At 66.2% G+C, this 21,459-nt stretch carries 22 protein-coding genes and 1 tRNA gene; 5 read left to right on the top strand and 18 right to left on the bottom strand.

Features of this window, described 5'->3' with window-relative positions; genetic code table 11:
* Window positions 1-77 precede the first annotated feature (77 nt).
* The gene (locus JF781_RS00495) at window positions 78-2,885 is read left to right on the top strand and encodes a DUF2232 domain-containing protein (protein ID WP_308011530.1); all 2,808 of its coding nucleotides are present in this window, start codon (window positions 78-80) and stop codon (window positions 2,883-2,885) included.
* A 12-nt stretch (window positions 2,886-2,897) separates the two neighbouring features.
* On the opposite strand, the gene JF781_RS00505 is transcribed toward JF781_RS00495, so the two are convergent.
* From JF781_RS00505 to JF781_RS00555, 11 genes are all read right to left on the bottom strand, one after another.
* A complete protein-coding gene (locus JF781_RS00505) occupies window positions 2,898-4,181 on the bottom strand; it encodes an enolase (RefSeq protein ID WP_225326481.1) in 1,284 nt (427 codons plus the stop codon).
* Between the two features lie 193 nt (window positions 4,182-4,374).
* Window positions 4,375-4,926, bottom strand: coding sequence for a carboxymuconolactone decarboxylase family protein (locus tag JF781_RS00510; RefSeq protein ID WP_225326480.1), 552 nt, complete (start codon window positions 4,924-4,926; stop codon window positions 4,375-4,377).
* Entirely contained in the window at window positions 4,923-5,768 is an 846-nt protein-coding gene (locus tag JF781_RS00515; RefSeq protein ID WP_225326479.1) for a TauD/TfdA family dioxygenase, read from the bottom strand. The genes JF781_RS00510 and JF781_RS00515 overlap by 4 nt, the downstream gene beginning before the upstream one ends.
* Before the next feature lie 27 nt (window positions 5,769-5,795).
* The gene (locus JF781_RS00520) at window positions 5,796-6,134 is read right to left on the bottom strand and encodes a hypothetical protein (RefSeq protein ID WP_225326478.1); all 339 of its coding nucleotides are present in this window, start codon (window positions 6,132-6,134) and stop codon (window positions 5,796-5,798) included.
* Window positions 6,131-7,393 (bottom strand): aromatic ring-hydroxylating dioxygenase subunit alpha, encoded by a 1,263-nt coding sequence (locus JF781_RS00525; protein WP_225326477.1) that lies wholly within the window; start codon window positions 7,391-7,393, stop codon window positions 6,131-6,133. The genes JF781_RS00520 and JF781_RS00525 overlap by 4 nt, the downstream gene beginning before the upstream one ends.
* A 14-nt stretch (window positions 7,394-7,407) precedes the next feature.
* On the bottom strand, window positions 7,408-8,151 hold the full coding sequence (locus JF781_RS00530) for an SDR family NAD(P)-dependent oxidoreductase (RefSeq protein WP_225326580.1): 744 nt from the start codon (window positions 8,149-8,151) through the stop codon (window positions 7,408-7,410).
* Between the two features lie 32 nt (window positions 8,152-8,183).
* Window positions 8,184-9,275 (bottom strand): ferredoxin--NADP reductase, encoded by a 1,092-nt coding sequence (locus JF781_RS00535; protein WP_225326476.1) that lies wholly within the window; start codon window positions 9,273-9,275, stop codon window positions 8,184-8,186.
* A 102-nt stretch (window positions 9,276-9,377) separates the two neighbouring features.
* Window positions 9,378-9,830 (bottom strand): MarR family winged helix-turn-helix transcriptional regulator, encoded by a 453-nt coding sequence (locus JF781_RS00540; protein WP_225326475.1) that lies wholly within the window; start codon window positions 9,828-9,830, stop codon window positions 9,378-9,380.
* A gap of 11 nt (window positions 9,831-9,841) precedes the next feature.
* Window positions 9,842-11,095: an amidohydrolase family protein gene (locus tag JF781_RS00545; RefSeq protein ID WP_225326474.1), complete on the bottom strand. Its 1,254-nt coding sequence runs from the start codon at window positions 11,093-11,095 to the stop codon at window positions 9,842-9,844.
* On the bottom strand, window positions 11,092-11,430 hold the full coding sequence (locus JF781_RS00550; RefSeq protein ID WP_225326473.1) for a hypothetical protein: 339 nt from the start codon (window positions 11,428-11,430) through the stop codon (window positions 11,092-11,094). The genes JF781_RS00545 and JF781_RS00550 overlap by 4 nt, the downstream gene beginning before the upstream one ends.
* Window positions 11,427-12,695: an aromatic ring-hydroxylating dioxygenase subunit alpha gene (locus JF781_RS00555; RefSeq protein WP_225326472.1), complete on the bottom strand. Its 1,269-nt coding sequence runs from the start codon at window positions 12,693-12,695 to the stop codon at window positions 11,427-11,429. The genes JF781_RS00550 and JF781_RS00555 overlap by 4 nt, the downstream gene beginning before the upstream one ends.
* Before the next feature lie 186 nt (window positions 12,696-12,881).
* Between JF781_RS00555 and JF781_RS00560 the strand changes: the two genes are divergently transcribed.
* On the top strand, window positions 12,882-14,327 hold the full coding sequence (locus tag JF781_RS00560; protein ID WP_225326471.1) for an aldehyde dehydrogenase: 1,446 nt from the start codon (window positions 12,882-12,884) through the stop codon (window positions 14,325-14,327).
* A gap of 44 nt (window positions 14,328-14,371) precedes the next feature.
* On the opposite strand, the gene JF781_RS00565 is transcribed toward JF781_RS00560, so the two are convergent.
* Complete coding sequence (locus JF781_RS00565) at window positions 14,372-14,605, bottom strand: hypothetical protein (protein ID WP_225326470.1); 234 nt, start codon at window positions 14,603-14,605, stop codon at window positions 14,372-14,374.
* Window positions 14,606-14,815: 210 nt separating this feature from the next.
* Between JF781_RS00565 and JF781_RS00570 the strand changes: the two genes are divergently transcribed.
* Entirely contained in the window at window positions 14,816-16,450 is a 1,635-nt protein-coding gene (locus JF781_RS00570) for a fatty acyl-AMP ligase (protein ID WP_225326469.1), read from the top strand.
* Window positions 16,451-16,617: 167 nt separating this feature from the next.
* A complete protein-coding gene (locus JF781_RS00575) occupies window positions 16,618-17,058 on the top strand; it encodes a DUF5994 family protein (RefSeq protein ID WP_225326468.1) in 441 nt (146 codons plus the stop codon).
* Here the strand turns inward: JF781_RS00575 and JF781_RS00580 are convergent.
* From JF781_RS00580 to JF781_RS00590, 3 genes are all read right to left on the bottom strand, one after another.
* Complete coding sequence (locus tag JF781_RS00580) at window positions 17,055-17,249, bottom strand: long chain fatty acid-CoA synthetase Faa4p (protein ID WP_225326579.1); 195 nt, start codon at window positions 17,247-17,249, stop codon at window positions 17,055-17,057. The genes JF781_RS00575 and JF781_RS00580 overlap by 4 nt on opposite strands.
* Window positions 17,250-17,454: 205 nt before the next feature.
* Window positions 17,455-17,832: a type II toxin-antitoxin system death-on-curing family toxin gene (locus JF781_RS00585; RefSeq protein WP_225326467.1), complete on the bottom strand. Its 378-nt coding sequence runs from the start codon at window positions 17,830-17,832 to the stop codon at window positions 17,455-17,457.
* On the bottom strand, window positions 17,829-18,035 hold the full coding sequence (locus tag JF781_RS00590; RefSeq protein WP_026071253.1) for a hypothetical protein: 207 nt from the start codon (window positions 18,033-18,035) through the stop codon (window positions 17,829-17,831). The genes JF781_RS00585 and JF781_RS00590 overlap by 4 nt, the downstream gene beginning before the upstream one ends.
* 102 nt (window positions 18,036-18,137) lie before the next feature.
* Between JF781_RS00590 and JF781_RS00595 the strand changes: the two genes are divergently transcribed.
* The gene (locus JF781_RS00595; protein ID WP_009954684.1) at window positions 18,138-18,353 is read left to right on the top strand and encodes a hypothetical protein; all 216 of its coding nucleotides are present in this window, start codon (window positions 18,138-18,140) and stop codon (window positions 18,351-18,353) included.
* Between the two features lie 41 nt (window positions 18,354-18,394).
* Here the strand turns inward: JF781_RS00595 and JF781_RS00600 are convergent.
* From JF781_RS00600 to pgm, 3 genes are all read right to left on the bottom strand, one after another.
* A tRNA-Ala gene (locus JF781_RS00600) sits at window positions 18,395-18,467 on the bottom strand.
* A gap of 40 nt (window positions 18,468-18,507) precedes the next feature.
* Window positions 18,508-19,710, bottom strand: coding sequence for an MFS transporter (locus JF781_RS00605; RefSeq protein WP_308011529.1), 1,203 nt, complete (start codon window positions 19,708-19,710; stop codon window positions 18,508-18,510).
* Between the two features lie 71 nt (window positions 19,711-19,781).
* Complete coding sequence (pgm, locus tag JF781_RS00610) at window positions 19,782-21,425, bottom strand: phosphoglucomutase (alpha-D-glucose-1,6-bisphosphate-dependent) (protein WP_225326465.1); 1,644 nt, start codon at window positions 21,423-21,425, stop codon at window positions 19,782-19,784.
* Between the last annotated feature and the right edge of the window lie 34 nt (window positions 21,426-21,459).

Below are 21,459 nucleotides of genomic sequence, written 5' to 3' on the forward strand. Positions count from 1 at the left end.
GCGTGACAGCCACCGCGGCGATCGCGCCGTCACGGACTCCATCGCTACGGCCCAATGAACTGGCGCAGGCGTCGGTGATGGGTGCCCTGTGCGCGGCGATCGCGATCGTTGCGGTCGTCCTCCCGCACGCGGGGGGGCTGGGTTTGCTGGGAGCCGTGCCGATGGGCCTGCTCGCCTATCGCTACCGGATCCGGGTGCTGATCACCGCGACGGTCGCCGCCGGTGTGATCGGCTTCCTGGTAGTCGGCTTGAGCGGATTCATGACGGTTCTGCTCTGCGCCTACGTCGGCGGGCTGGCCGGAATCGTGAAGCGCCGCAACCGCGGCACGCCGACGGTGATCGCCGTGTCCCTCGTCGCCGGTGTCGTCGTCGGTGTCGCGGTGGTCATCGCCCTGACCGTCCTGGCGCGGTTCCGGCACCTGGTGTTCGGCGCGATCGCCGCCACGGCGGACGGAGTCGCGGCGGTCATGGCGCGGGTTCCACACCTACAGGCGCCGGCGCAGGAGTTCAAGCGGTTCTTCGCCGAAGCGTTGAATTACTGGCAGTGGCTGGTTGTCGGATACGCCGCCATCGCGATCACGGTCGCTTCGGTGATTGGTTGGTGGGCGCTGTCACGCGTGCTGCAGCGGCTGCGCGGCGTTCCCGATGTTCACAAACTGGACGCCCTGCCCGAAAGCGGACCGATTGGGCCGGTGCCGGTGCGGCTGGACGAGGTGCGCTTCCGCTACCCGCACGCTGACCATGACGCGCTGCGTGCGGTCAGCCTGGACGTGCGGGCAGGCGAATACGTCGCGGTCACCGGCGCCAACGGCTCGGGGAAAACCACGCTGACGCTGATACTGACCGGCCGCGAACCGACATCGGGCACTGTCGAACGCCCCGGCGCGGTGGGGCTCGGTCAGCTCGGTGGCACCGCGCTGGTGATGCAGCACTCGGAAAGCCAGGTGCTGGGCACGCGGGTCGCCGACGATGTGGTCTGGGGGCTGCCGCCCGGCAAGACCACGGACGTGGACCGGCTACTGAGGGAGGTCGGCCTCGACGGCTTCGCCGAACGCGACACCGGTGGCCTGTCCGGCGGTGAATTGCAGCGGCTGTCGGTGGCCGCCGCGCTGGCGCGCGAACCGTCGCTGATCATCGCCGACGAGGTCACCGCCATGGTCGATCAGAAGGGCCGGGACGCATTGCTGGCCGTGCTGTCCGGCCTGACCGACCGTTACGGCACAACCCTGGTCTACGTCACCCACTACAGCGATGAGGCCGAATCCGCCGACCGCACAATCGATCTCAGCGCCTCGCTGGATAACACCGCCATGGTCGAGACCGCGGCCGCGCCGGCGCCGACCGTAGCGGTGGGCCGGCATTCCCACGCGCCGCTGCTCGAACTCGTGGGTGTCGGCCACGAATACGGCACTGGCACCCCCTGGGCGAACACCGCGCTCCGCGATGTCAGCTTCGCGGTCCACGAGGGCGACGGGCTGCTGATCCACGGCGGCAATGGCTCCGGAAAGTCCACGCTGGCGTGGATCATGGCAGGATTGACGAAACCGACGACCGGTACCTGTCTGCTTGACGGGCGCCCCGTCGCTGAGCAGGTCGGCATGGTCGCACTCAAGTTCCAGGCAGCCCGGCTGCAATTGATGCGCAGCCGGGTAGACCTGGAAGTGGCCTCTGCGGCTGGCTTTTCGCCTGACGATCACGACCGGGTGACCGCGGCGCTGGCGGTCGTCGGCTTGGATGCCGCGCTGACCAAGCGGCGGATTGACCAGCTCAGCGGCGGCCAGATGCGCCGCGTGGTCCTGGCCGGGTTGCTGGCACGGTCGCCGCGGATGTTGATACTCGACGAGCCACTGGCGGGGCTGGACGCCGCCAGCCAGCGCGGTCTTGTCCAGCTGCTCGCGGACCGGCGGCGGGACACGGGCCTGACCGTGGTGGTCATTTCGCATGACTTCGCCGGGCTGGAAGAGCTGTGCCCGCGCATCGTGCACCTCAGTGACGGTTCGCTTGAACCGGCATCCGGTGCGGCCCAACGCGATACGCCGGCCACGACGTTGCCGGCCAAGCGCGCGGCCCGTCGCCCGCCTCGCCCCGTTGTACTGCTGCGCCCGGTGCCCGGGCGATCCGCCGTGCACGGGCTCTGGGCCGGCACCAAACTGATTACCGTTTTTGGTATTTCGGTGTTGTTGGCATTCTTCCCAGGCTGGGTGGCGATCGCACTGGCGGCCGCGCTCCTGCTGGCGGGCGTGTGGATAGCACATATTCCCCGAGGCGTGCTGCCGTCAGTGCCGCGCTGGCTTTGGATCGTGCTGGCCATCGTCGGCATCACTGCGACATTGGCCGGCGGGAGCCCGGTGATCCACTTGGGCACCGCCTCCATCGGCCTCGGCGGCCTGTTGGACTTCCTGCGCGTCACCGCGATGTCGGTCGTGTTACTCGGCCTCGGCGCGATGGTGTCGTGGACCACCAATATCGCCGAAATCGCGCCCGCGGTGGCCGCGTTGGGTCGCCGGTTGCGGCCATTGCGGATCCCCATCGACGACTGGTCGGCCGCCTTGGCTCTCGCACTGCGCACCTTCCCGATGCTGATCGACGAATTCCGGGTACTCCAAGCCGCTCGCCGGTTGCGACCCAAACACACACCGCGGACCCGCAGGGCCCGCGTGAGGCGACGAGCGGTAGAGGTGATCGATCTGATCGTCGCGGTCATCACCGTGACACTGCGCCGCGCCGACGAGATGGGCGATGCGATCACCGCCCGTGGCGGAGCTGGCCAGATCTCGGCGGCCGTGTCGCGGCCGAAACTGAATGATTGGATAGCACTTTCGATCGTGTCGGTGGTCTGCGGGGCCGCGGTGGCGATCGAGCTGGCGATGTTCGCCGGCCGCTGAACCGGGATGCGCTCAGAACCGCACCAGTGCCGGCACGTCCGCCAGTGCGCAGTCTGGGATGCCTTCAGCTGCACGCAGCAGGAAGTTGAGCTTCTCGATGCGCTCACCCGAGCGCGGCGCGCCATTCTTCTGAAATGGCGCCCCCAACCCCACCGCCAGGTCCATCACCACATCGTCGATGACACCACCCGACCGCCCCGAGGGGATCGCCAAAATAGCGTTCCGCGTGGCGTATTCGAAGCAGTCCAGCGCCTCGGCGATGGTCCCGACCTGGTTGGGCTTCAAAATGAAGCCGTCAACGGCCGACGTCTCGACGGCCCGCTGCAAGCGGTCGCGGTTGGTGACGATCAGGTCGTCCCCCAGAATGATCGAACGGTTGACCGTCTGCACCGCTTTGGAGAATCCGGCCCAGTCATCCCCGTCGAGCAGGTCTTCGATGAACAGCATCGGGAATTCCGTCGACAGTTCCCGCGCATGGTCGATCAGTGCCGCCGCGGTGACCCTCTCGCCGTTGAATGCGTATGTCGCAGAGCTGCTGTCGTATACCTCGCTGGACGCACAGTCGAGCGCGAACGCGACAACGTCGGCGCAGCCGGCGCGCTCGACCGCGTCGACCAACATTTCCAGGACGACGTGCGGATCGCTGGACGGCGCGACGTATCCGTAGGACGACGCCAGCGTCGGTGTGCGGCCGAGTCGCACGGCAAGCACCTCGCCGAGCATTGCGAACACGCTCACACCCGTCTCCACCGCCGCGGCGACGGAGTCCGCACGATACGGCACGACCAGGAATTCGCTGAACGTCTGACAGACATCCCCATAATGACCGCCGTTGATCATGTTGAAGCTGGGCACCGGGACGGTGGTGGGGGGCTTGAGTCCGAGCAGAGCGCCGACGTAAGTGTAGGCGGGCATGCCCGCGGCCGCGGCGGCCGCGCGCAGCAACGCGATCGACGTGGAGTAGATCGCGTTGCCGCCGAGTCGGTGTTTGTCCGGCGTGCCGTCGAGCTCGATCATGATTCTGTCGAGGGACCGCGGATCGTCGAGTTCCGCGCCGAACAGGACGGGAGCGATTTCGTCGGTGACGGCGGCGATCGCGCGGTGCACGCTGAGCCCGTTGTAGTGCGTTCGGTCGCCGTCACGCAGGACGAACGCCTCGTGCGAGCCGACGGACGTGCCGGTCGGTGATGCGCCGCGGCCGACATGACCGGTGTCAGTGGTGATTTCAACCTCGACCAGCGGCCGAGCCTTGCAGTCCAGCAGCTGACGGGCGATGACGGACGCGATCTTCATCATCGACCCCCCGCACGGCACAAAGTTGAGGTCTATTCGAGAGCTCCAGCGTAAGGCGGGTCCGCTGAGAGATAGCTGAGAAGATAGCACCGACCATGAGACGGTTCGCGAACGCGAGAGCGCATGGGCCGGCGCTTTCGCAAGTCGCCTATTACGTGAGTCAGCCCGCGCGCCACATTCGGGGTGAGGCCGAGCTCTACCGTGCCTCGTCTTGGACGCCAAACGTGTTGACGGCCAAGGCCAGCAGCAGGTAGCCACCGATGGTGAATATCAGATCCATGCATTGCTGCTGGGTGAACAGGCGGCACAGTTCATCCCAGGTCGTTTCGCCGATCGTGCTGTCACCCGTGAGGTCGTCGACGGCCCGGATCACGGCTTGGTCGGTCGGGTCGGCGCAGCGGCCGGACCGGATGTCGTCGATCTCGGATTCGGACAGGCCCGCCCGCGCGGCGATGGGAAGGTGGTGCGACCACAGGTAGCCGCACTTGCTTTGATGCACCACGCGAAGCAGCGCGACTTCTCGCACCCGAGGCGACAGCGTCGAGCGGGTCAGCAGGTAGGCATTGAACGGCAGGTAGGACGCCGTCAGGTCGGGGTGGCGGACCAGCGTCGACAAAACATTGCCCGCACCAACGGGATTGGCCCGCTCGACCGGGATCAGGGATGCCAACGCTTCCCGGGCGCGCTCGTCCCACTCGTCGGCGGGCAACGGTGTCAGACGCAGCGGATGCTGGTCGGCTGCCGTCATTCGATCGGCTCGTCGCCGAGCACGGTGGTGCGCAGCATCTCGCGCTGGGAGTTCGGGTCGTACGGGGCCGCACGGTGCAGCACCCCGCGGTTGTCCCAGATGACGGTGTCCCCGACCGACCAGTTATGGCTGTAGACCTTCTCGGGCGCGGTCGCGCGGTCCAGGAGTTCATCCAACAGTGCCCGGCCCGCGTCGAGATCCATGCCGACGACGTAATCCGCGGAGGCGCCCAGCACGAGTGATTTGCGGCCGCTGCGGTGTGTCCACACCAGCGGATGCTCATGCGTACGCCGAGATCGCCAGCGCTGCACCTGTTCCGGTGAAGGGTCGGGATACACGCGGCGCTGGGACGCTTCCAGTGAGTGCACCACACGCAAGGCGCCGAACCGCTCCTTCTCCTCATCGGTCAGGGCGTCGTACGCGGCGTAGCTGTTGGCGAACTCCGTCTCCCCGCCCCATTCGGCCACCTGCACCGCCGAGAGCACCGTGGCCTTCTGGGGGCATTCCTCACCCAGCGGCGTGCAGCCGTCGATGTGCCAGTCGAAGGTCGCCTTCAGGTAGGCGGCTGAGGCGTTCTTGGACTTGTCCAGGGTGATCGGGTAGATGCCGGGTACCGGATGGTGACCGTCGGAGGAGTGATCGACTCCACCGAGGCGACGGCAGAAGCCGACCTGGGCCGCCGGGTCGAGGTGCAGCCCACGGAAGACCAGAACCCCGTTGTCTTCCAACGCATCCAACACCGCGGCACCGACCGAGTCGTCGTCGGCCAGCGCGGTGGGCTCGAGGCCCGCGACTTCGGCGCCGACGGACTCGGTGAGTTTCGTGATGGTCAGCAGACCCATGGTCGGACCTTTCGGAGAAGGGATGAATCAGGGCACCGGCCAGCCGGTCCGGGTCATGACCGCGTCGGCGGCGTCGACCGGGGCCGGTTGATGCATGATCTCGACCGCCATGGCGACCATGATCAGCGAATAGATCATGTGCAACAGGTTCAGCGCGTCGTCCGGCAGGTTGTCGAGCGGAAACTTGTCGCAGTAGTCGATGGCCTCTTCGAGGCGGGGGAAGAACGCGTCGTAGAAGCCAAGCAGCTCCGGCATCGACGCACCGACCCGGGCGTTCCAGCGCTCGGTCTCGGTTGCCAGGCACCAGGTTTGGGCGTAGTCCTCCAGCTCGGCGAATGCGCTGGGCAACATGGGATGCATGGTCACACCCCCACCGGATCCTGTTCGCGGCGATAGGCTTCGACCCAGTCGACGACGACCTTGTGCAGGTGGCGCACCAAGATCTCTTGGTCGTTGAGGGGGAAGTCGTCGACGATGCCGTACTCCAGCGCCGCCTGCGTACCACCCAGCATCCCGGCGTCTTGCAGCGCAAACTCTTTGAGCACCACCGCGGCGACCTCGTGTTCGATGCGTTCCCGCACGGTGCTCGCCGGGTGGAAGTAGGTGTATGCCTCGAACCGGTGCGTGTTGTGCGAGGTGGGCCAGTACCGGTACAGCAGATACCACCCGCCGTAGATCAGAATCTCGATGTTCGGGAAGATCTGGAAGTTGCTGATCCCCCAGGGCTCGATCCCTCCCGGGTTGAGGCCGGCCGGCAGCTCGCCGATGTCCGGGGTCCGCCACGGCCCCACCAGACCGCTGCGGGTGGCCCGCTCGATCGGGTACATGTATTCCGGCGGCAACAGCCAGCGGCGCCGTCCGGCGGTGGAGACCAACCGGTGCGGGCCGTCGAGTTGGAAATGCCCGCAGGTGAATCCGGCGTTGGGGTCGCGCACCTCCGACGGCACCTGTTGTGAGTGCAGCGAGGGCACGTGGTAGTACTCCTGGAAGGCGTCGGCGAAGATCTTCCAGTTGCTGTTGTTGTGGGCCACCCAGTCGTAGCGTTCGGTCAGCTTGCCGAATGGATAGTCGTCGAGGCCGGTGATCATCGGGCCGAGGAACTCGCGCAGGCTCTGGCGCGGTTCGCTGTCGAAGTTGATGAAGACGAAGCCGTTCCACACGTCGCAGTGCACCGAACGCAATCCGTACTTTCCCGGATCGAGGTCGAAGAACTCCGATTCCTGCTGCACGAACTTCAGCTCGCCCTGCAGGTCGTAGCGCCAACCGTGGTACTTGCAGGTGAACTGCCGGCACGTCCCGCGGGTCTCTTCACCGGGAAAGTCGTTCCACACCAGTTTGTTTCCGCGGTGCCGGCACACGTTGTAGAAGGCGCGGATTCGCTCGTCTTTGCCTTTGACCACGATCACCGACGCCCCGACGACTTCGATCTCTTTGGTCAGATAGCTGCCGACGCGGGGCAATTCCTCCACCCGGGCGACGTTGAGCCACGCCCGCTTGAAGATCGCTTCCCGCTCGAGTTCGTAGAACTCCGGTGACGTCGAATCTCTGAAAGAGACGGGCCCGGTTCCCAATTCGGGGTAGTGCTCGGTCCAGGAGCCTTCCGGCGGCCGGCCTGATCTGGTCATCGCATCCCTCACTATCACATCACCGATCCGCCATTGACACCCAAGACCTGACCGGTGATGTACCTTGCTTCTTCCGAACATAAAAATCCCACCGCCGCCGCGATATCGGCCCCGGTTCCCAGGTAGCCCAACGGGATATTGCTGGCGATCTGCTCGTTGGAGGGCAGGTACCCGGCGGCCTGGCCCTGGTGCTGCATCGGTGTCTCGATGCCCGAGGGTGGAATGTTGTTGACGGTGATCCCGTGCGGCGCGTATTCGCGGGCCAGTGACTTGGTCAACGTGATCACGCCCCCTTTGGACGCCGCATAGTGGGCGGCGAACGGGGATCCGCGCTGGGCGCTCGACGACGAGATCATCACGATCCTCCCCCAGTTCGCCTCCACCATGTCGGGGAGCGCGACCTGGCAGCAATGAAACGTGCCGGTCAGGTTGACATCGATGATCCGCGACCAGGATTCGGCGGTGATGTCCAGGAAGGGCGAAAACCCGAACATCCCGGCGCTGGTCACCAGGACCGTCACCGGCCCCAGTTCGCTGCGCACCTTCGCGAATGCCTGCTCCACAGCGGACCGGTCGGTGACGTCCGCGCCCACCGCGAGCGCGGTCGCGCCTTCGGCGCGCAGGTCGTCCGTGACACGTTGCGCCGCATGCTCATTGAGATCGAGGACGGCCACTTTGAGGCCGCGCCGACCCAATTCGTGACAAGTCGCCTCCCCCATGCCTGAGGCGCCGCCGGTCACCACCGCCACCCGCGTCATCGCAACCGCTCCACCGTCGACCGCCTTTTCGCTCATTCGTAGACCACCCGCACCGTGGGACTGGTCGGCACCGCCTGGCACGTCAGCACCCAGCCTTCGTCGACCTCGTCCTGGTCGAGCGCATCGTTGTTGATCATCCGGGCACTGCCCTGCGTCAGGCGGCCCATACACGTTCCACACGAACCGATTTCACACGAGGACGGCGCCCGCAGCCCCGCCATGCGGGCCGTCTGCAGCAACGTATTGCCCGCGTAGTACGGCGCGGTGGTCGTCGATCCGTCCAGCACGATGGTGACCTCGTCGGTGACCGCGTCGGCGTCGGGCGGCGCCGCCGCGGTCACATCGGTCACGTCGAAGTGCTCGATGTGCAGGCGGTCGGCTGGCACCCCCGCCCCACCCAGGGCGGCCCGCACCGTCTCCATGAACTCGTTCGGCCCACAGACGTAAAAGTCGGCGCCGTCGGTGTTCTCGAGGAACGCGGCGATGTCCGCTTGGGTGGCGAAGCCGGTTTGGTCGTCGAGATGGTGGTGCAGGACGAAGCGGTCTGCGTGCTGTCTTTCCAGCGCCTGCAGGGCCTCATCGAAGATCACCGCGTCACGATTCCGGTTGGCGTAGAACAACCGCGCGCTGCGCGTGCCGGACGCCAGCGCGGTGCGCAGCAGCGAGAACACCGGCGTGATGCCGCTTCCGCCGGCGAACGCGACCAGCTCTCGGTCGGTGTCGTTCAAGACGAAGCGACCCTGCGGCGGTAGGGCGTACAGCTGGTCGCCGGGTGCGGCGGTGTCGTTGAGCCAGTTCGACACCGCGCCGTCGCGGTCGCGTTTGACCGTGATGCGCAGGTCTTCGCCGACGGCGGGGGACGACGACATCGAGTAGCAGCGCCGGTACTCGCGTCCGTCGATGCTGACCAGCAGCGTCAGGAATTGTCCGGCTTGGTAGCCGAACTGTGCCGCACTGCCCTGCGGAACATCGACAACGATCGACACGGCGTCGCGGGTTTCGCGTACCACCTGCTTGATCCGCAGCGGCACAAAGCCGTCCGGCACATCAGCCATGTCGACACCCCCGGGTCCGGTGCTCAGCGTCGCCGGACCGGCGTCCGTTGCCATGCGGTTCTCTCCCATCCCCGCCAGAGTATCAACTACTTGCGATTAGTCTCAAGTACTAGATATTCATCGTCCGGCGCCGCGGCCCGAAGGTGCGCGCGGGCGCCGTCGTAGCAGGTGTCAACCCTCGACGTGATCGTCGAACAGCTCATGGCCGGTGCCCTTTTCGACCACGCGGCCCAGCAGTTCGCGCAGGGTCCGCTGCTCGTCCTCGGTCAGCACGCCGAACACCTCCTGGTGTGCGGCGATCGCGTCGTTGACGACCGTCTCGGCGACTTTGCGGCCTTCCCCGGTCAGGTAGGCCCGCAGGATGCGCGCGTGTTGGGGGTCCTGTTTTCTTTCCACCAGGGCGCGGCGCTCCAAGGCGGTGAGCGCGAGCTGAACGCCCTGCGGGCTGATCAGCAGCCGGCGGGCCAATTCGGCGCCGGACAACCCGGGTTCGTTGGCCAATTGGCGCAGCACACCGATCTGGGCAGTGCTCACACCGTGTTCCCGCATCGCCTCGTTGATGGTGGTCAGGGAGTAATAGAAGGCCTGTTTGAGCAGCCACAGGATGTTGTCGGTGAGTTCCATAGCTGCCTCCGTCAGGCCGCGGGGTTCTTGTAGATCTGTCCGTTCTTCATGACAAAGCGGACGTCGAGGGTCCTGGCGATGTCATCGAACGGGTCCCCCGGCACGGCGATGATGTCGGCCAGATAGCCGGGCGCCAGCCTGCCCAACTCGTCGTCGGCGTCGATCAGCTCGGCGGCCACCACCGTGGCCGCGCGGATTGCCTGTGCGGGAGTCATGCCCCGCGCAACCAGTGCGCCCAGTTCTTTGGCGTTTTGGCCGTGCGGGATGGCCGGCGCGTCGGTACCACACGCGATCCGGACGCCCGCGTCAATCGCCTTGGGCAGCATGGCCTTTGCGCGTGGGAACACCTCGAGCGCTTTCTTGCGCAGCTCCGGTGCGATGCGGTCGATGGCCATGGCCTCGGTCAGGTATGTGGTCGAGACCAGGAAGGTGCCGTGGTCGACCATCATCTGGATCGTTTCGTCACTGGCCAAGAAGCCGTGCTCGATGCAGTCGATCCCGGCACGGATGCAGGCTTGTACGGCGGTGTCTCCGACGGCGTGTGCGGCCACGCGGACTCCGGCGCGGTGGGCTTCGTCGGCGATCGCGGCGAACTCGGCATCGGAGTACTGCTGCGCGCCGGGGGCGGTGCTGTGCGACATCACCCCGCCCGAGGCGGAGACCTTGATCAGCTTGGCGCCGTGCCGGATTTGGTAACGCACGCAGGCGATCACGTCGGGGACGCCGTTGGCGATGCCCTCGGCCACCGACAGCGGCATGACCCCGGGAGCCAACCGCTGAAAGACCGTCGGGTCCAGGTGCCCGCCGTACGGGGTGACGGCATGGCCGGCGGGATAGATGCGCGGCCCGATGTGCCAGCCCTGGTCGATGGCGCGCTGCAGCGCCACGTCGAGCAGATACCCGCCGGTCTTGACCATCAGCCCGAGATTGCGCACCGTGGTGAACCCGGCGTCCAGGGTGGTGCGCGCGTTGACCGCACCGCGCAACGTGCGATAGGAGGGGTCGTCCTGCACGCCATGCATGGGCGACGGCAGGCCCTCCGGTCCGCCGGGCCCGCCGATGAGCAGGTTGAGTTCCATGTCCATCAGGCCCGGCAGCAGCGTCATGTCGCCGAGGTCGATGATGGTGGCCGAATCCGGCAGCGGCTCTTCGGGATTGATCGCACCGATGCGTTCGCCTTCGACCACGATCACCGCCGGAGCGTGGATCTGCCCCGTGACGACGTCGGCCCAACGCGCCGCCCGCAGGACGGTCGCCTCGGTCATGGAACCGGCTCGGACACGCAGTCCAGGGTCGAAGCGCCCGAGTCGGGGACGCGGGGTTGCTTCCAGCACTCCACCGGGAACGACACCATGATCATGGAGTAGAGCAGGTGCATCAAATTCAGAACGTCGTCCGGCAAGTCGTCGAGAGAGAACTTGTCGCAGAACGACAATGCTTCCTCAGCGCGCGGGGTGATCGCGTCGTAGAAGGCCTTCATTTCGACCATCGAACTGGCGAGCCTCTTGGCGTAGCGTTCGGGTTCGCTGGCCAGGCACCACTCGGCGAACGGTTCGAGGTCGGCGAACTCGGCGGGCAGCATCGTCGGCATCGCGTTCACACCCCCGCGCTCGTCGTCCGGCGATAGTCATCGATCCAGGCCGCGGTCTCCTTGTGCAGGTGCCGGATCAGGACCTCCTGGTCGCAGAGCAAGAACTCGTCGATCACCTCGGATTCGAGCATCGTCTGGGTCGCCTCCAGCGTGTTGGCGTCCTGCAGCCCGTATTCCTTGAACGACACCGCCGCCAGTTCCTGGGCCACCCGCTCGCGGGGGGTGCGCGGCGCCGGGAAGTACAGCGTGCCCTCGAAGAGGTGACTGTTGTAAGTCGTCGGCCAGTAGTGGTAGGTCAGATACCAGCCCTGGCCCCAGAACAGGATGACGAAGTTCGGGAACAGCTGGAACGAATCCAGCCCCCACGGATCACATTTCGCCGGGTTGAGCCCCTCGGGCATCGGGCCCAGATCGGGCTTGTCCCACGGCCCGAACAGCCCGCTCTGGCAGATGTCCTCCATCGGTTTGCGCATCTCGTCCGCCATTTCCCAGGCGCGCACCCCCGAGGTGCTGACCAGCCGGTGCGGCCCGTCCAGCCGGTAGTGCGGGGCCTCAAAACCCGCCTCGGCGGCCGCCTTCGAGTACGCGGTCGGTGACTGGTTCGCGTGCAACACGGGCGCGTGATAGAACTCCTGGAACGCGTCCATGTAAAGCTTCCAGTTCGCCTTGACTTCAGAGCGATAGCACCAGCGCGAGATCATCTTGTCGAACGGGTAGCCTTCCAGCCCGGTGATCATGGGTCCGAGGAACTCTCGCAGCGACTGCTCGGGCTTCTTGGCGAAGTTGACGAAGATGAACCCTTCCCACACGTCGCAGTGCACCGGCACCAGCCCGTAGCGACCCTTGTCGAGGTCGAAGAATTCCTCCTCCTGCTGCACGAAGGTGAGGTTGCCGTCCAGGTCGTAGCGCCAACCGTGGTATTTGCAGGTGAACTGCCGGCACACTCCGCTCGTTTCTTCCTGCGGCAGGTCGTTCCACACCAGCTTGTTGCCGCGATGCCGGCACACGTTGTGATAAGCCTTGATATCGCCAGATGTCGTGCGAACCAGGATGATTGAGGTGTTGACGACCTTCAGTTCCCGGGTGAGGTAACTACCCTTGCGCGGAAGCTGTTCAACGCGACCGACATTCAGCCAGGCCCGCTTGAAGATGGCGTCGCGTTCCAACTCGTAGATCTCGGGGCTGATCGAGTCCTCGTAGGACACCGGCGCGGTGCCCAATTCCGGGTAGTGCTGAGTCCAGCTTCCCTCCGGCGGTTTAGGAAATCGAGGCATGATCGCTCCTTATGCAGTCCAATCTCACCGAAACCTCAGGTGTCAGCCGCTCGCCGCGGCACTGCCCGCGCGAAAACAACCACCTGCGCACCGGTTTCACCCATCCCTGAGAGCTCCGTCAGGGCCGACGGTATATCCTCGACTCACCAATAGCAAGTAGTTGATACTGGCCCCCGGGAGGCGCGGATGGACCACAACCCCGCACTGCAAATCGCCGCAAGAGACGGGGCACGGCCGCCCGCCGGCGTCCTGCGCGTCATCTCGCCGCACACCGAGGAACCCATCGCCGAGGTCAATGCGGCGGGATCCGACGACGTCGACGCGGCGGTGGCCGGCGCGCGGGCGGCCTTCGGGCCCTGGGGCCGCAGCGAGCCGGCGGAGCGGATCGCCGCGATCCGGCGCCTGGCCGACATCTACGACGGACGCCGCGCGGAGATGGCCACGACGATCACGGCCGAGATCGGCGCCCCGATCAGCTTCGCCCAGCGCGCCCAGGTCGGCCTGCCGGCGTTCATGATGCGCGCGTTCTGCGACCTGGCCGAAAGGCATCCGTGGCAGGAGACGAGGCCCGGGTTCTTCGGGAGCGACGTGCACGTCCGCAAGGAACCCGTCGGCGTCGTCGCGGCGATCGTGCCGTGGAACATGCCCCAGTTCCTCATCGTCACCAAACTGGTGCCCGCGCTGTTGGCCGGCTGCACCGTCGTGCTCAAGCCTGCCCCCGAAAGCCCGTTGGACGCACTGCTTTTGGGCGAGATGATCACCGAGGCCGGCCTGCCGCCGGGCGTGGTCAGCGTCCTGCCGGGCGACGGTGCGCTGGGCGCCTACCTCGTCGCCCACCGTGGCGTGGACAAGGTGTCGTTCACCGGCTCCACCACGGCGGGGCGCGCCGTGGCCGCATCCTGCGCGGTCAACCTCACCAAGGTCAGCCTGGAACTCGGCGGCAAGTCCGCCGCCGTGGTCCTCGACGACGCATCGCCGGACAAGGTGGCCGCCGGGGTGCGCTCCGCGAGCCTGTCCAACAGCGGCCAGATCTGCAATGCGCTCACCCGGGTGCTGGTCCCGCAGGGGCGCCACGACGAGTACGTCGACGCGCTCGCGGCCGAGATGGCCGGCCTTCGCGTCGGCGATCCCAACGATCCCGACACCCAGCTCGGTCCGTTGGTGTCCCGGCGCCAGCAGCAGCGCGTTCGCGACTACATCCAGATCGGTCAGGACGAGGGCGCGCGCGTCGTCGTCGGCGGCACCGACATGCCCGACGGGCTCGACCGCGGCTGGTATGTCCGGCCCACCCTGTTCGCGGCGGCCGACAACACCATGCGCATCGCCCGGGAAGAGATCTTCGGGCCCGTCATCACCGTCATCCCCTACCGCGATGACGAGGAGGCGCTGGCGATCGCCAACGATTCCGATTACGGCCTGGCGGGATCGGTGTGGAGCGACGACACCGACCGCGCGCTGGCGATGGCCACCCGCATCCACACCGGGACCGTCGGCGTCAACCAGGGGTACACGATGGATCCCTTCGCGCCCTTCGGCGGGGTCAAGGCAAGCGGCTACGGACGCGAGCTCGGGCCCGAAGGCCTCGACAGCTACCTGGACACGAAATCGATCGCGATCGCCGCGGGATCCTAGAATCCGTTGCCGCCCTTGGCGTTTGGCACGGATCTAAGGCATTGTCATGCCGCTTTGGCGTATCTGCGAACCACGTCGTCCTCGCCGAACGTGCTGGTGCGCTGTTGGCCGTTGTCGTCGCGGCTGAAAAATGTCCATTGCCGCGGACCGCTCTGCGGACCACTGATCATTTTCACGGTCAGGCGCAATTCCGTGGGGCGCCGCGTGCCGATGACGTCGCCGACCCGGATCTGCGACGGGTGAATCTCGGGTGCGTCGGACCAATTCTGTGTGGACATGATGTCCATCCTCCCTTGTTCCCACCAGCCTATCCGCAGTTCCGCGTTTCTCGCGGGCGGATCAGCTTGCCGCGGCCGTCGCCCTTACCCGGACGGGCGGCGCGCCCTCTGGGGAGACGCGCCTGAGGTCAGTAGCATGTCCTCGGCACCTCATACGTCCCGAGATGACCAAAACAGGCCTGTAGCTGGCCTGACGCAGGGGAGGTGGCGGTGAGCAGATTCGTTGATGCGATGCTGTGCGCTGCGGAGACGAGTACCCACGGCCTGGTGACCGGCGAGCCCGGTTCGCCAGTTCGGTCCACCTGGACCGAAGTTCATCAGAGCGCCCGGCGGGTAGCCGGCGGATTGGCGGCGCTCCGGGTCGGCGCGGGCGATCGGGTCGGTGTGCTGGCCGGCGCCCCGGCGGAAGTCGCGCCGATCGCGCAGGGTGTGTGGCTGCGCGGCGCGTGTCTGACGATGCTGCATCAACCGACGCCACGCACCGATCTGCAGGCGTGGGTCCGCGACACCCTGGCGGTCATCACGATGATCGAGGCGACCGTCGTGATCGTGTCGGAGCCGTTCATGGCCGCCGTGGACGTGTTGGCCGAGCACGACGTCGCGGTGGTGACGATGGCCGAGCTGTTGAGCGCCGCACCGACCGCTGTCGTCGACAGCGGTGAGGACGATCTGGCGCTTCTGCAGTTGACGTCGGGCTCGACGGATTGTCCCAAAGCAGTGATGATCACTCATGCGAACGTGATCGCCAACGCCGAGGCGATGTTCGTCGGTGCCCGGTACGACCTGGATACCGATGTGATCGTGAGCTGGTTACCTCTTTTCCACGACATGGGAATGACCGGATTTTTAACGGTGCCAATGCTATTCGGTGCCGAGTTGGTCAAGATCACGCCGATCGACTTCCTGTCCGATATCTTGTTGTGGCCCAAGTTGATCGATAAGTACCGAGCGACCATGACCGCGGCACCGAATTTTGCCTACGCGTTGCTGGCCAAGCGGTTACGGCGGCACGCAAAGCCCGGTGATTTTGATCTGTCGTCGTTGCGGTGGGCGTTATCGGGTTCCGAACAGGTCGAACCGGCCGACGTGGAGGAACTGTGTTTGGCCGGCGCGCCGTTCGGACTGCGTCCAGAAGCGATCTTGCCCGCCTATGGAATGGCCGAAACAACTGTGGCAGTGTCATTTTCGGAGTGTGGCCGTGGACTCGTCGTCGATGAGGTGGACGGCGACATGCTGGCGGTGCTGCGGCGCGCAGTGCCCGCCTCCACCGGCCGCACCCGTCGGCTCGCGTCGCTGGGGCCGCTGCTGAACGGCATACAGGCACGCATCGTCGATGAGGACGGCGCCCTTCTGGCGCCTCGAGGTGTGGGAGTCATCGAGTTGCGGGGTGATCCGGTCACGTCCGGGTATGTCACGACGGCCGGTTTTGTGGCCGCTCAAGACAATCAGGGGTGGTTGAACACGGGCGATCTGGGTTACCTCACCGAGCAGGGCCACGTGGTCGTCTGCGGTCGGGCCAAAGACGTCATCATCATGGCCGGACGCAACATCTACCCCGGTGATGTCGAACGTGCTGCCGGGCGGGTCGTCGGCGTGCGCGCCGGGTGTGTGGCGGCCGTGCGGCTCGATGCCGGCCATTCTCGGGAATCGTTTGCCGTTGCGGTGGAGTCGAACGACGTCGACGATCCCGCGCAGGTGCGGCGCATCAAGCACGAGGTCGCTCACGAAGTCGTCACCGAAGTCGCGGCTCGGCCACGCAGCGTGGTGGTGCTGGCTCCAGGGGCGATTCCCAAGACGCCGTCCGGCAAGCTGCGTCGCGGTTACGCGCTGCCCCTGGTCACCTGACCGCGCTCCTATAGCGAGCAAACCTCGATGGTGGGGTAGCGTCGAAGGTGAGCCGTTTCGTTGTCCGCGGAAATTACCGCAATGGGCGCAGTGAACACCCAAGGGCAATGTGATTCCTCCACTCGCACGCGACCGCGGACGAGCGATGCCGAACTTAGGAACAATCTGTGTATCGCACGTTGAGCCGACGCACGGCCGTCCCCGTCCGGGTCTCGGTAGCCCACCAGTTGGGCGGCGACATCGACGGAGCGTGGTGGCCACGCGCGGACCGCATCACCAACGAATTGCCCGGCCTTGTCGCGGCACTGACACCCCTGCTCGGCGACATCTGCTCTGTCAACGTCAACTGGCCGGCCCTACAACGGCCGCCCGATTTCAACTGGCACGGATGGGAACACAAGCGCCAGCACGTGATGACGTTCATCGGCAGCGAGGAGCGGGTGAACCTTTTGATCGTTCCTTATGCGACGTACAGCGGGCTTGCGCTGATGGTGCTGCGCCGCGCGGCCGGGCTGCCCGTCGAGGGCAAGGACCGCGACAAACCCGCATTTGTCACCGCCGGCTCGATCCTGCAGGCCGCCCGACAACAACGCGCCCTCGACTGTTAAGCGATTTCGCTGACGACGTAGACGGCGACATAACCGATCGGGATACCGGTCCAGGTTGCAATGCACTCGCGCGCGGCCAGTTCCACCGCGGCCCGACTGGTCGTGCGGGTGGTCCGGCCGATTTCGGGAACGCTGATCGCCCATCCGTCGGCGTCGCGGGTGACTTCGATGTCGAAGCACTGACCGACCATCGGACATTTCACGCGGGGAGCGACCCGCTGTCGACGGACGCTACGCGGCGCTTGTCGGCGCAGCAGAGTGGGCTGAACAGGCATGGCTGCTTTCCTGAGTCGCAATCGAACCGCGGGCTAGATTAATGCGCCCCAAGACGAAAACCTAATCGGCGGATCGCCGCCGCATAACGGCGTTGCCCGAAGCCGGCGTGGTTCGCAGCGGTCACGGGTGGCTCCAGCCGCGCAGTTGTGCCGCAATGTCGTCGAGACCGGCCATCGCACCGGTGGCCACCCGGATCACCAAATCGAAGCGATCGTCCTCGGGCGCACTGATCCACTGGGCGTTGATTGCCAGGAACGTCCGGCAGGCCGCCCACCCGAGTCGCTTGTTCCCGTCCACCAGCGCGTGATTCCGTGTCAGCGAATGCAGCAGTGCGGCGGCCTTGACGTGCAGATCCGGGTAGGCGTCCTGGCCAAAGATGGAGGCTCGAGGACGCGCCAGAGCGGATTCAAGCAAGCCGTAATCCCGGACAATGACGTCCACTCCGACGGCTTTTCGGGCAATTTCCAGAAGATCCTCGAGGTCCAGATAGTCCGTCATGCGTCCTTGAGGCGCTCCAGAACACCTGCCTCCTCGCGAAGCACGCGCTGCAGCGCATCGGCGACCTTGGCCTTGTGCGCCCGCCGGGCGATGTACTCGTCGATGGCCGACAGCGCGACGGCCTGCATCGATCGGCCTTCCGCACTGGCCTGCCTGCGCAGCGCTTCCGCCTGCTGTTCACTGGGCCGAAGAGTCATTCCCATAGCCGAATGATACCGGACTGATACCACGGCGCGCCTAGTAATGTGTGATGTAGGCCACATCTGCGCGTGATATGTTGCGGGCGTCACAACCAAGGAGATTTCATGGTGGGCGTGAATCGTACGAACAAGGCCATGGTCACGCCTCGTTCCGGCGCGGCGGTCAATTCGCACCGGCTGTTCATGGCGTTTCTGGCCGTCACGATATTCATCAGCGCGGTCGCCGGCGTCGTCGCCGCGGCGTCGACGGGGCACGAGACCGCCGCGCTCGTCATCGCGCTCGTGGCCGGCGGGAGTTTCATGACCGCCGCATTCTGCTAGACCCGCGACGTCGATTGGCGCGATGCGCCCAGTTATTTCGGTGGAGCTAAGGGGACTCGAACCCCTGACCCCCACACTGCCAGTGTGGTGCGCTACCAGCTGCGCCATAGCCCCAAGTCGTGCTCATCGAAGCTACACCACCGGTAACCGTCCTTCAAAGTTGCTGCTCAGGAAGATTCAACGTGTGCGGAGACGGCAAGGGGTCGGGCTCCGGAACGGGCACCGTCCGGGTCTCCGGGGCCACCACCCAGCCCACCGCGGCGATCAGCAAAACGATGCCGCTGATGATGAAACCCCAGCCGTAGCTCAGCCGCTCGGCGACCCAACCGAGCGTCACGGATCCGACGATCGCGCCCAGGTCGGACATCATCTGAACGGCCGCCACCGGACTGCCCGCGCGCGCCTCGCTGCCCAGGATGTCGGCGACGGCGGCCTGCATCGGCGACATGTAGATGCCCGTCACCGCCCCCACCACCACCGCGGCGACCAGAAACCTCGGCAATGACGACGCCGCGCCCAAGAAGATGGTCGCCGCGCCGGACAACGCCAGGCCCACGATCATCAACGTGCGCCGTCCCATCCGGTCGGACAGGTAGCCACTGGGGATCATGGCCAACGCGTTGCCCCCTGCGAACGCCGCGAGCGCAATGCCGATGACGCCGACGCCGCGGCCCATGACGTCGGTGATGAACAAGGGGACCAGGGCGACACGAAGGCCGAACGCCGACCAACCGGTCGCGAAATTGGCCCCGAGCGAGGACCAATAGGCGCGCACGCGCAACGCCTCTCGCATCGTCACCGTCGACCGCGTCGGCGGCCCCGGGGCGGCCAGGGCCGAATTCCGCAAGCCGAAAAACAGCACCACCGCCACACCGAGCAGCGCGACGCCGTACACGATGAACGGCGCGGTGAGCCCCCAACCGGCCGCCAGGGCGCCGACGGCCGGGCCGCCCACGGCCCCGACCATGAACGACGTGGTGAAAAGGCCCGCGACCCGTCCGCGGGCGTCGGGCGGGCTGATATGGATCATCAGTCCCAGCGCCGAAACATAAAACATTGTCGATCCGATTCCGCTGATGACGCGGAAAGCCATCAATTGCCAGTAAGCCTGGGAAAACGCACACGCGCCGGTGGAGACCGCGACGATCACCATCCCGCCGATGTAGATCCGCCGCTCCCCCAGCCGCTGCACCAGCTGCCCGCTGACCGGCGCAAAACACAGGCGGGCCAACGAAAAGACGGTGACCAAGAAGGTCACCGCCTTGATGCTGACGCCGAAACTGCGGGCGAAAGACGGCAGCGCCGGCGAAATGACCCCGTAACCCAGGGCAACCATGATATTTGCCCAGCTAAGGATCCAAACTTCGCGCGGCAGGCGGGTCGAACGCGGCGCGCGTCCCCCCGGGCGGGTAAGGCGGGGGGAAAGGGTCACCCGATGACTTTATTAACTACCTCGCGCGCAGTTTCTTGCACCTCCGCTAAATGCCCTTCTCCGTTGAAAGATTCCGCATAAATCTTGTACACGTCCTCGGTTCCCGACGGTCGCGCGGCAAACCACGCGTTGGCCGTTGTCACCTTCAATCCGCCCAACGCGGCGCCATTGCCCGGCGCAGCGGTCAGCTTGGCGGTGATGGGCTCCCCCGCCAGTTCCGTTGCCGTCACCTCGTCGGCCGACAGCTTGGCCAGCCGGGCCTTTTGCTCGCGATCGGCCGGCGCGTCGACCCGCGCGTAGAACGGCGTGCCGTATTGGGCGGTCAACCGTTCATAGCGCTGCGAGGGACTCGACCCCGTGACCGCCAAGATCTCGGAGGCCAGCAAGGCCAGGATGATGCCGTCCTTGTCGGTGGTCCACACGGAGCCGTCACGCCGCAGGAACGACGCCCCGGCCGATTCCTCGCCGCCGAAGCCGATGCCACCCTCGATCAGGCCGTCGACGAACCACTTGAAGCCGACCGGCACCTCGATGAGCTTGCGGCCGATGCCGGCGACCACCCGGTCGATCATCGACGAACTGACCGCGGTCTTGCCGACCGCGATGCCGCCCGGCCACGACGGCCGCTGCGTGTAGAGATATTCGATGGCCACCGCCAGGTAGTGGTTCGGATTGAGGAGCCCCGCGTCGGGGGTGACGATGCCGTGGCGGTCGGAGTCGGCATCGTTGCCCGTGGCGATCTGGTAGCGGCCGGGGTTGTCGGACATCGCGCGGATGAGTCCCGCCATGGCGTCGGGCGAGCTGCAGTCCATCCGGATTTTGCCGTCGTGGTCGAGCGTCATGAACCGCCACGTCGCGTCGACCAGCGGATTGACCACGGTCAGATCCAGGCGATGCCGCGCGGTGATCTCGCCCCAATAGTCCACGCTCGCCCCGCCCAGCGGGTCGGCGCCGATCCGCACCCCGGCCGCGCGGATGGCATCGATGTCGACCACGTTGGGCAGGTCGTCGACATAGTTGCCGAGGTAATCGTGGCGCTGCGCTTCCTGCAGTGCGCGGGCCAGCGGAATGCGCTTGACGCCCGACCCGTCGCGCAGAATCTCGTTGGCGCGCTTGGCGATTGCGTTGGTTGCGTCGGTGTCGGCCGGGCCGCCGTTGGGCGGGTTGTATTTGATGCCCCCGTCCGAAGGCGGGTTGTGTGACGGCGTCACGACGATTCCGTCGGCCAGCGCGTCGGTGCGGCCGCGGTTGTAGGTGAGGATGGCGTGGCTGACCGCCGGGGTCGGCGTGTACCGGTCGCGGGAGTCGATCATGGCGACGACGTCGTTGGCGGCCAGCACCTCCAGCGCCGAGACCCAGGCCGGCTCGGACAGGCCGTGCGTGTCCCGTCCGATGAACAACGGGCCCGTTGTGCCGCGCTCGGCCCGGTACTCGACGATGGCCTGGGTGATCGCCAGGATGTGCGCCTCGTTGAATGCGCCATTGAGTGCCGACCCGCGGTGTCCCGACGTGCCGAATGCCACCTGCTGCGCGACGTCGCCGGGATCGGGCTGAAGCGAGTAATAGGCCGTCACCAGGTGGGGCAGATCGACAAGGTCTTCGGGTTGGGCCGGCTGACCGGCGCGAGGGTTGGCCACCATGGTTACCAATTCTGCCCGTGTCCGAGTCCCCCCG

Source organism: Mycobacterium sp. WUMAC-067, assembly GCF_020217485.1.
Lineage (GTDB): Bacteria > Actinomycetota > Actinomycetes > Mycobacteriales > Mycobacteriaceae > Mycobacterium.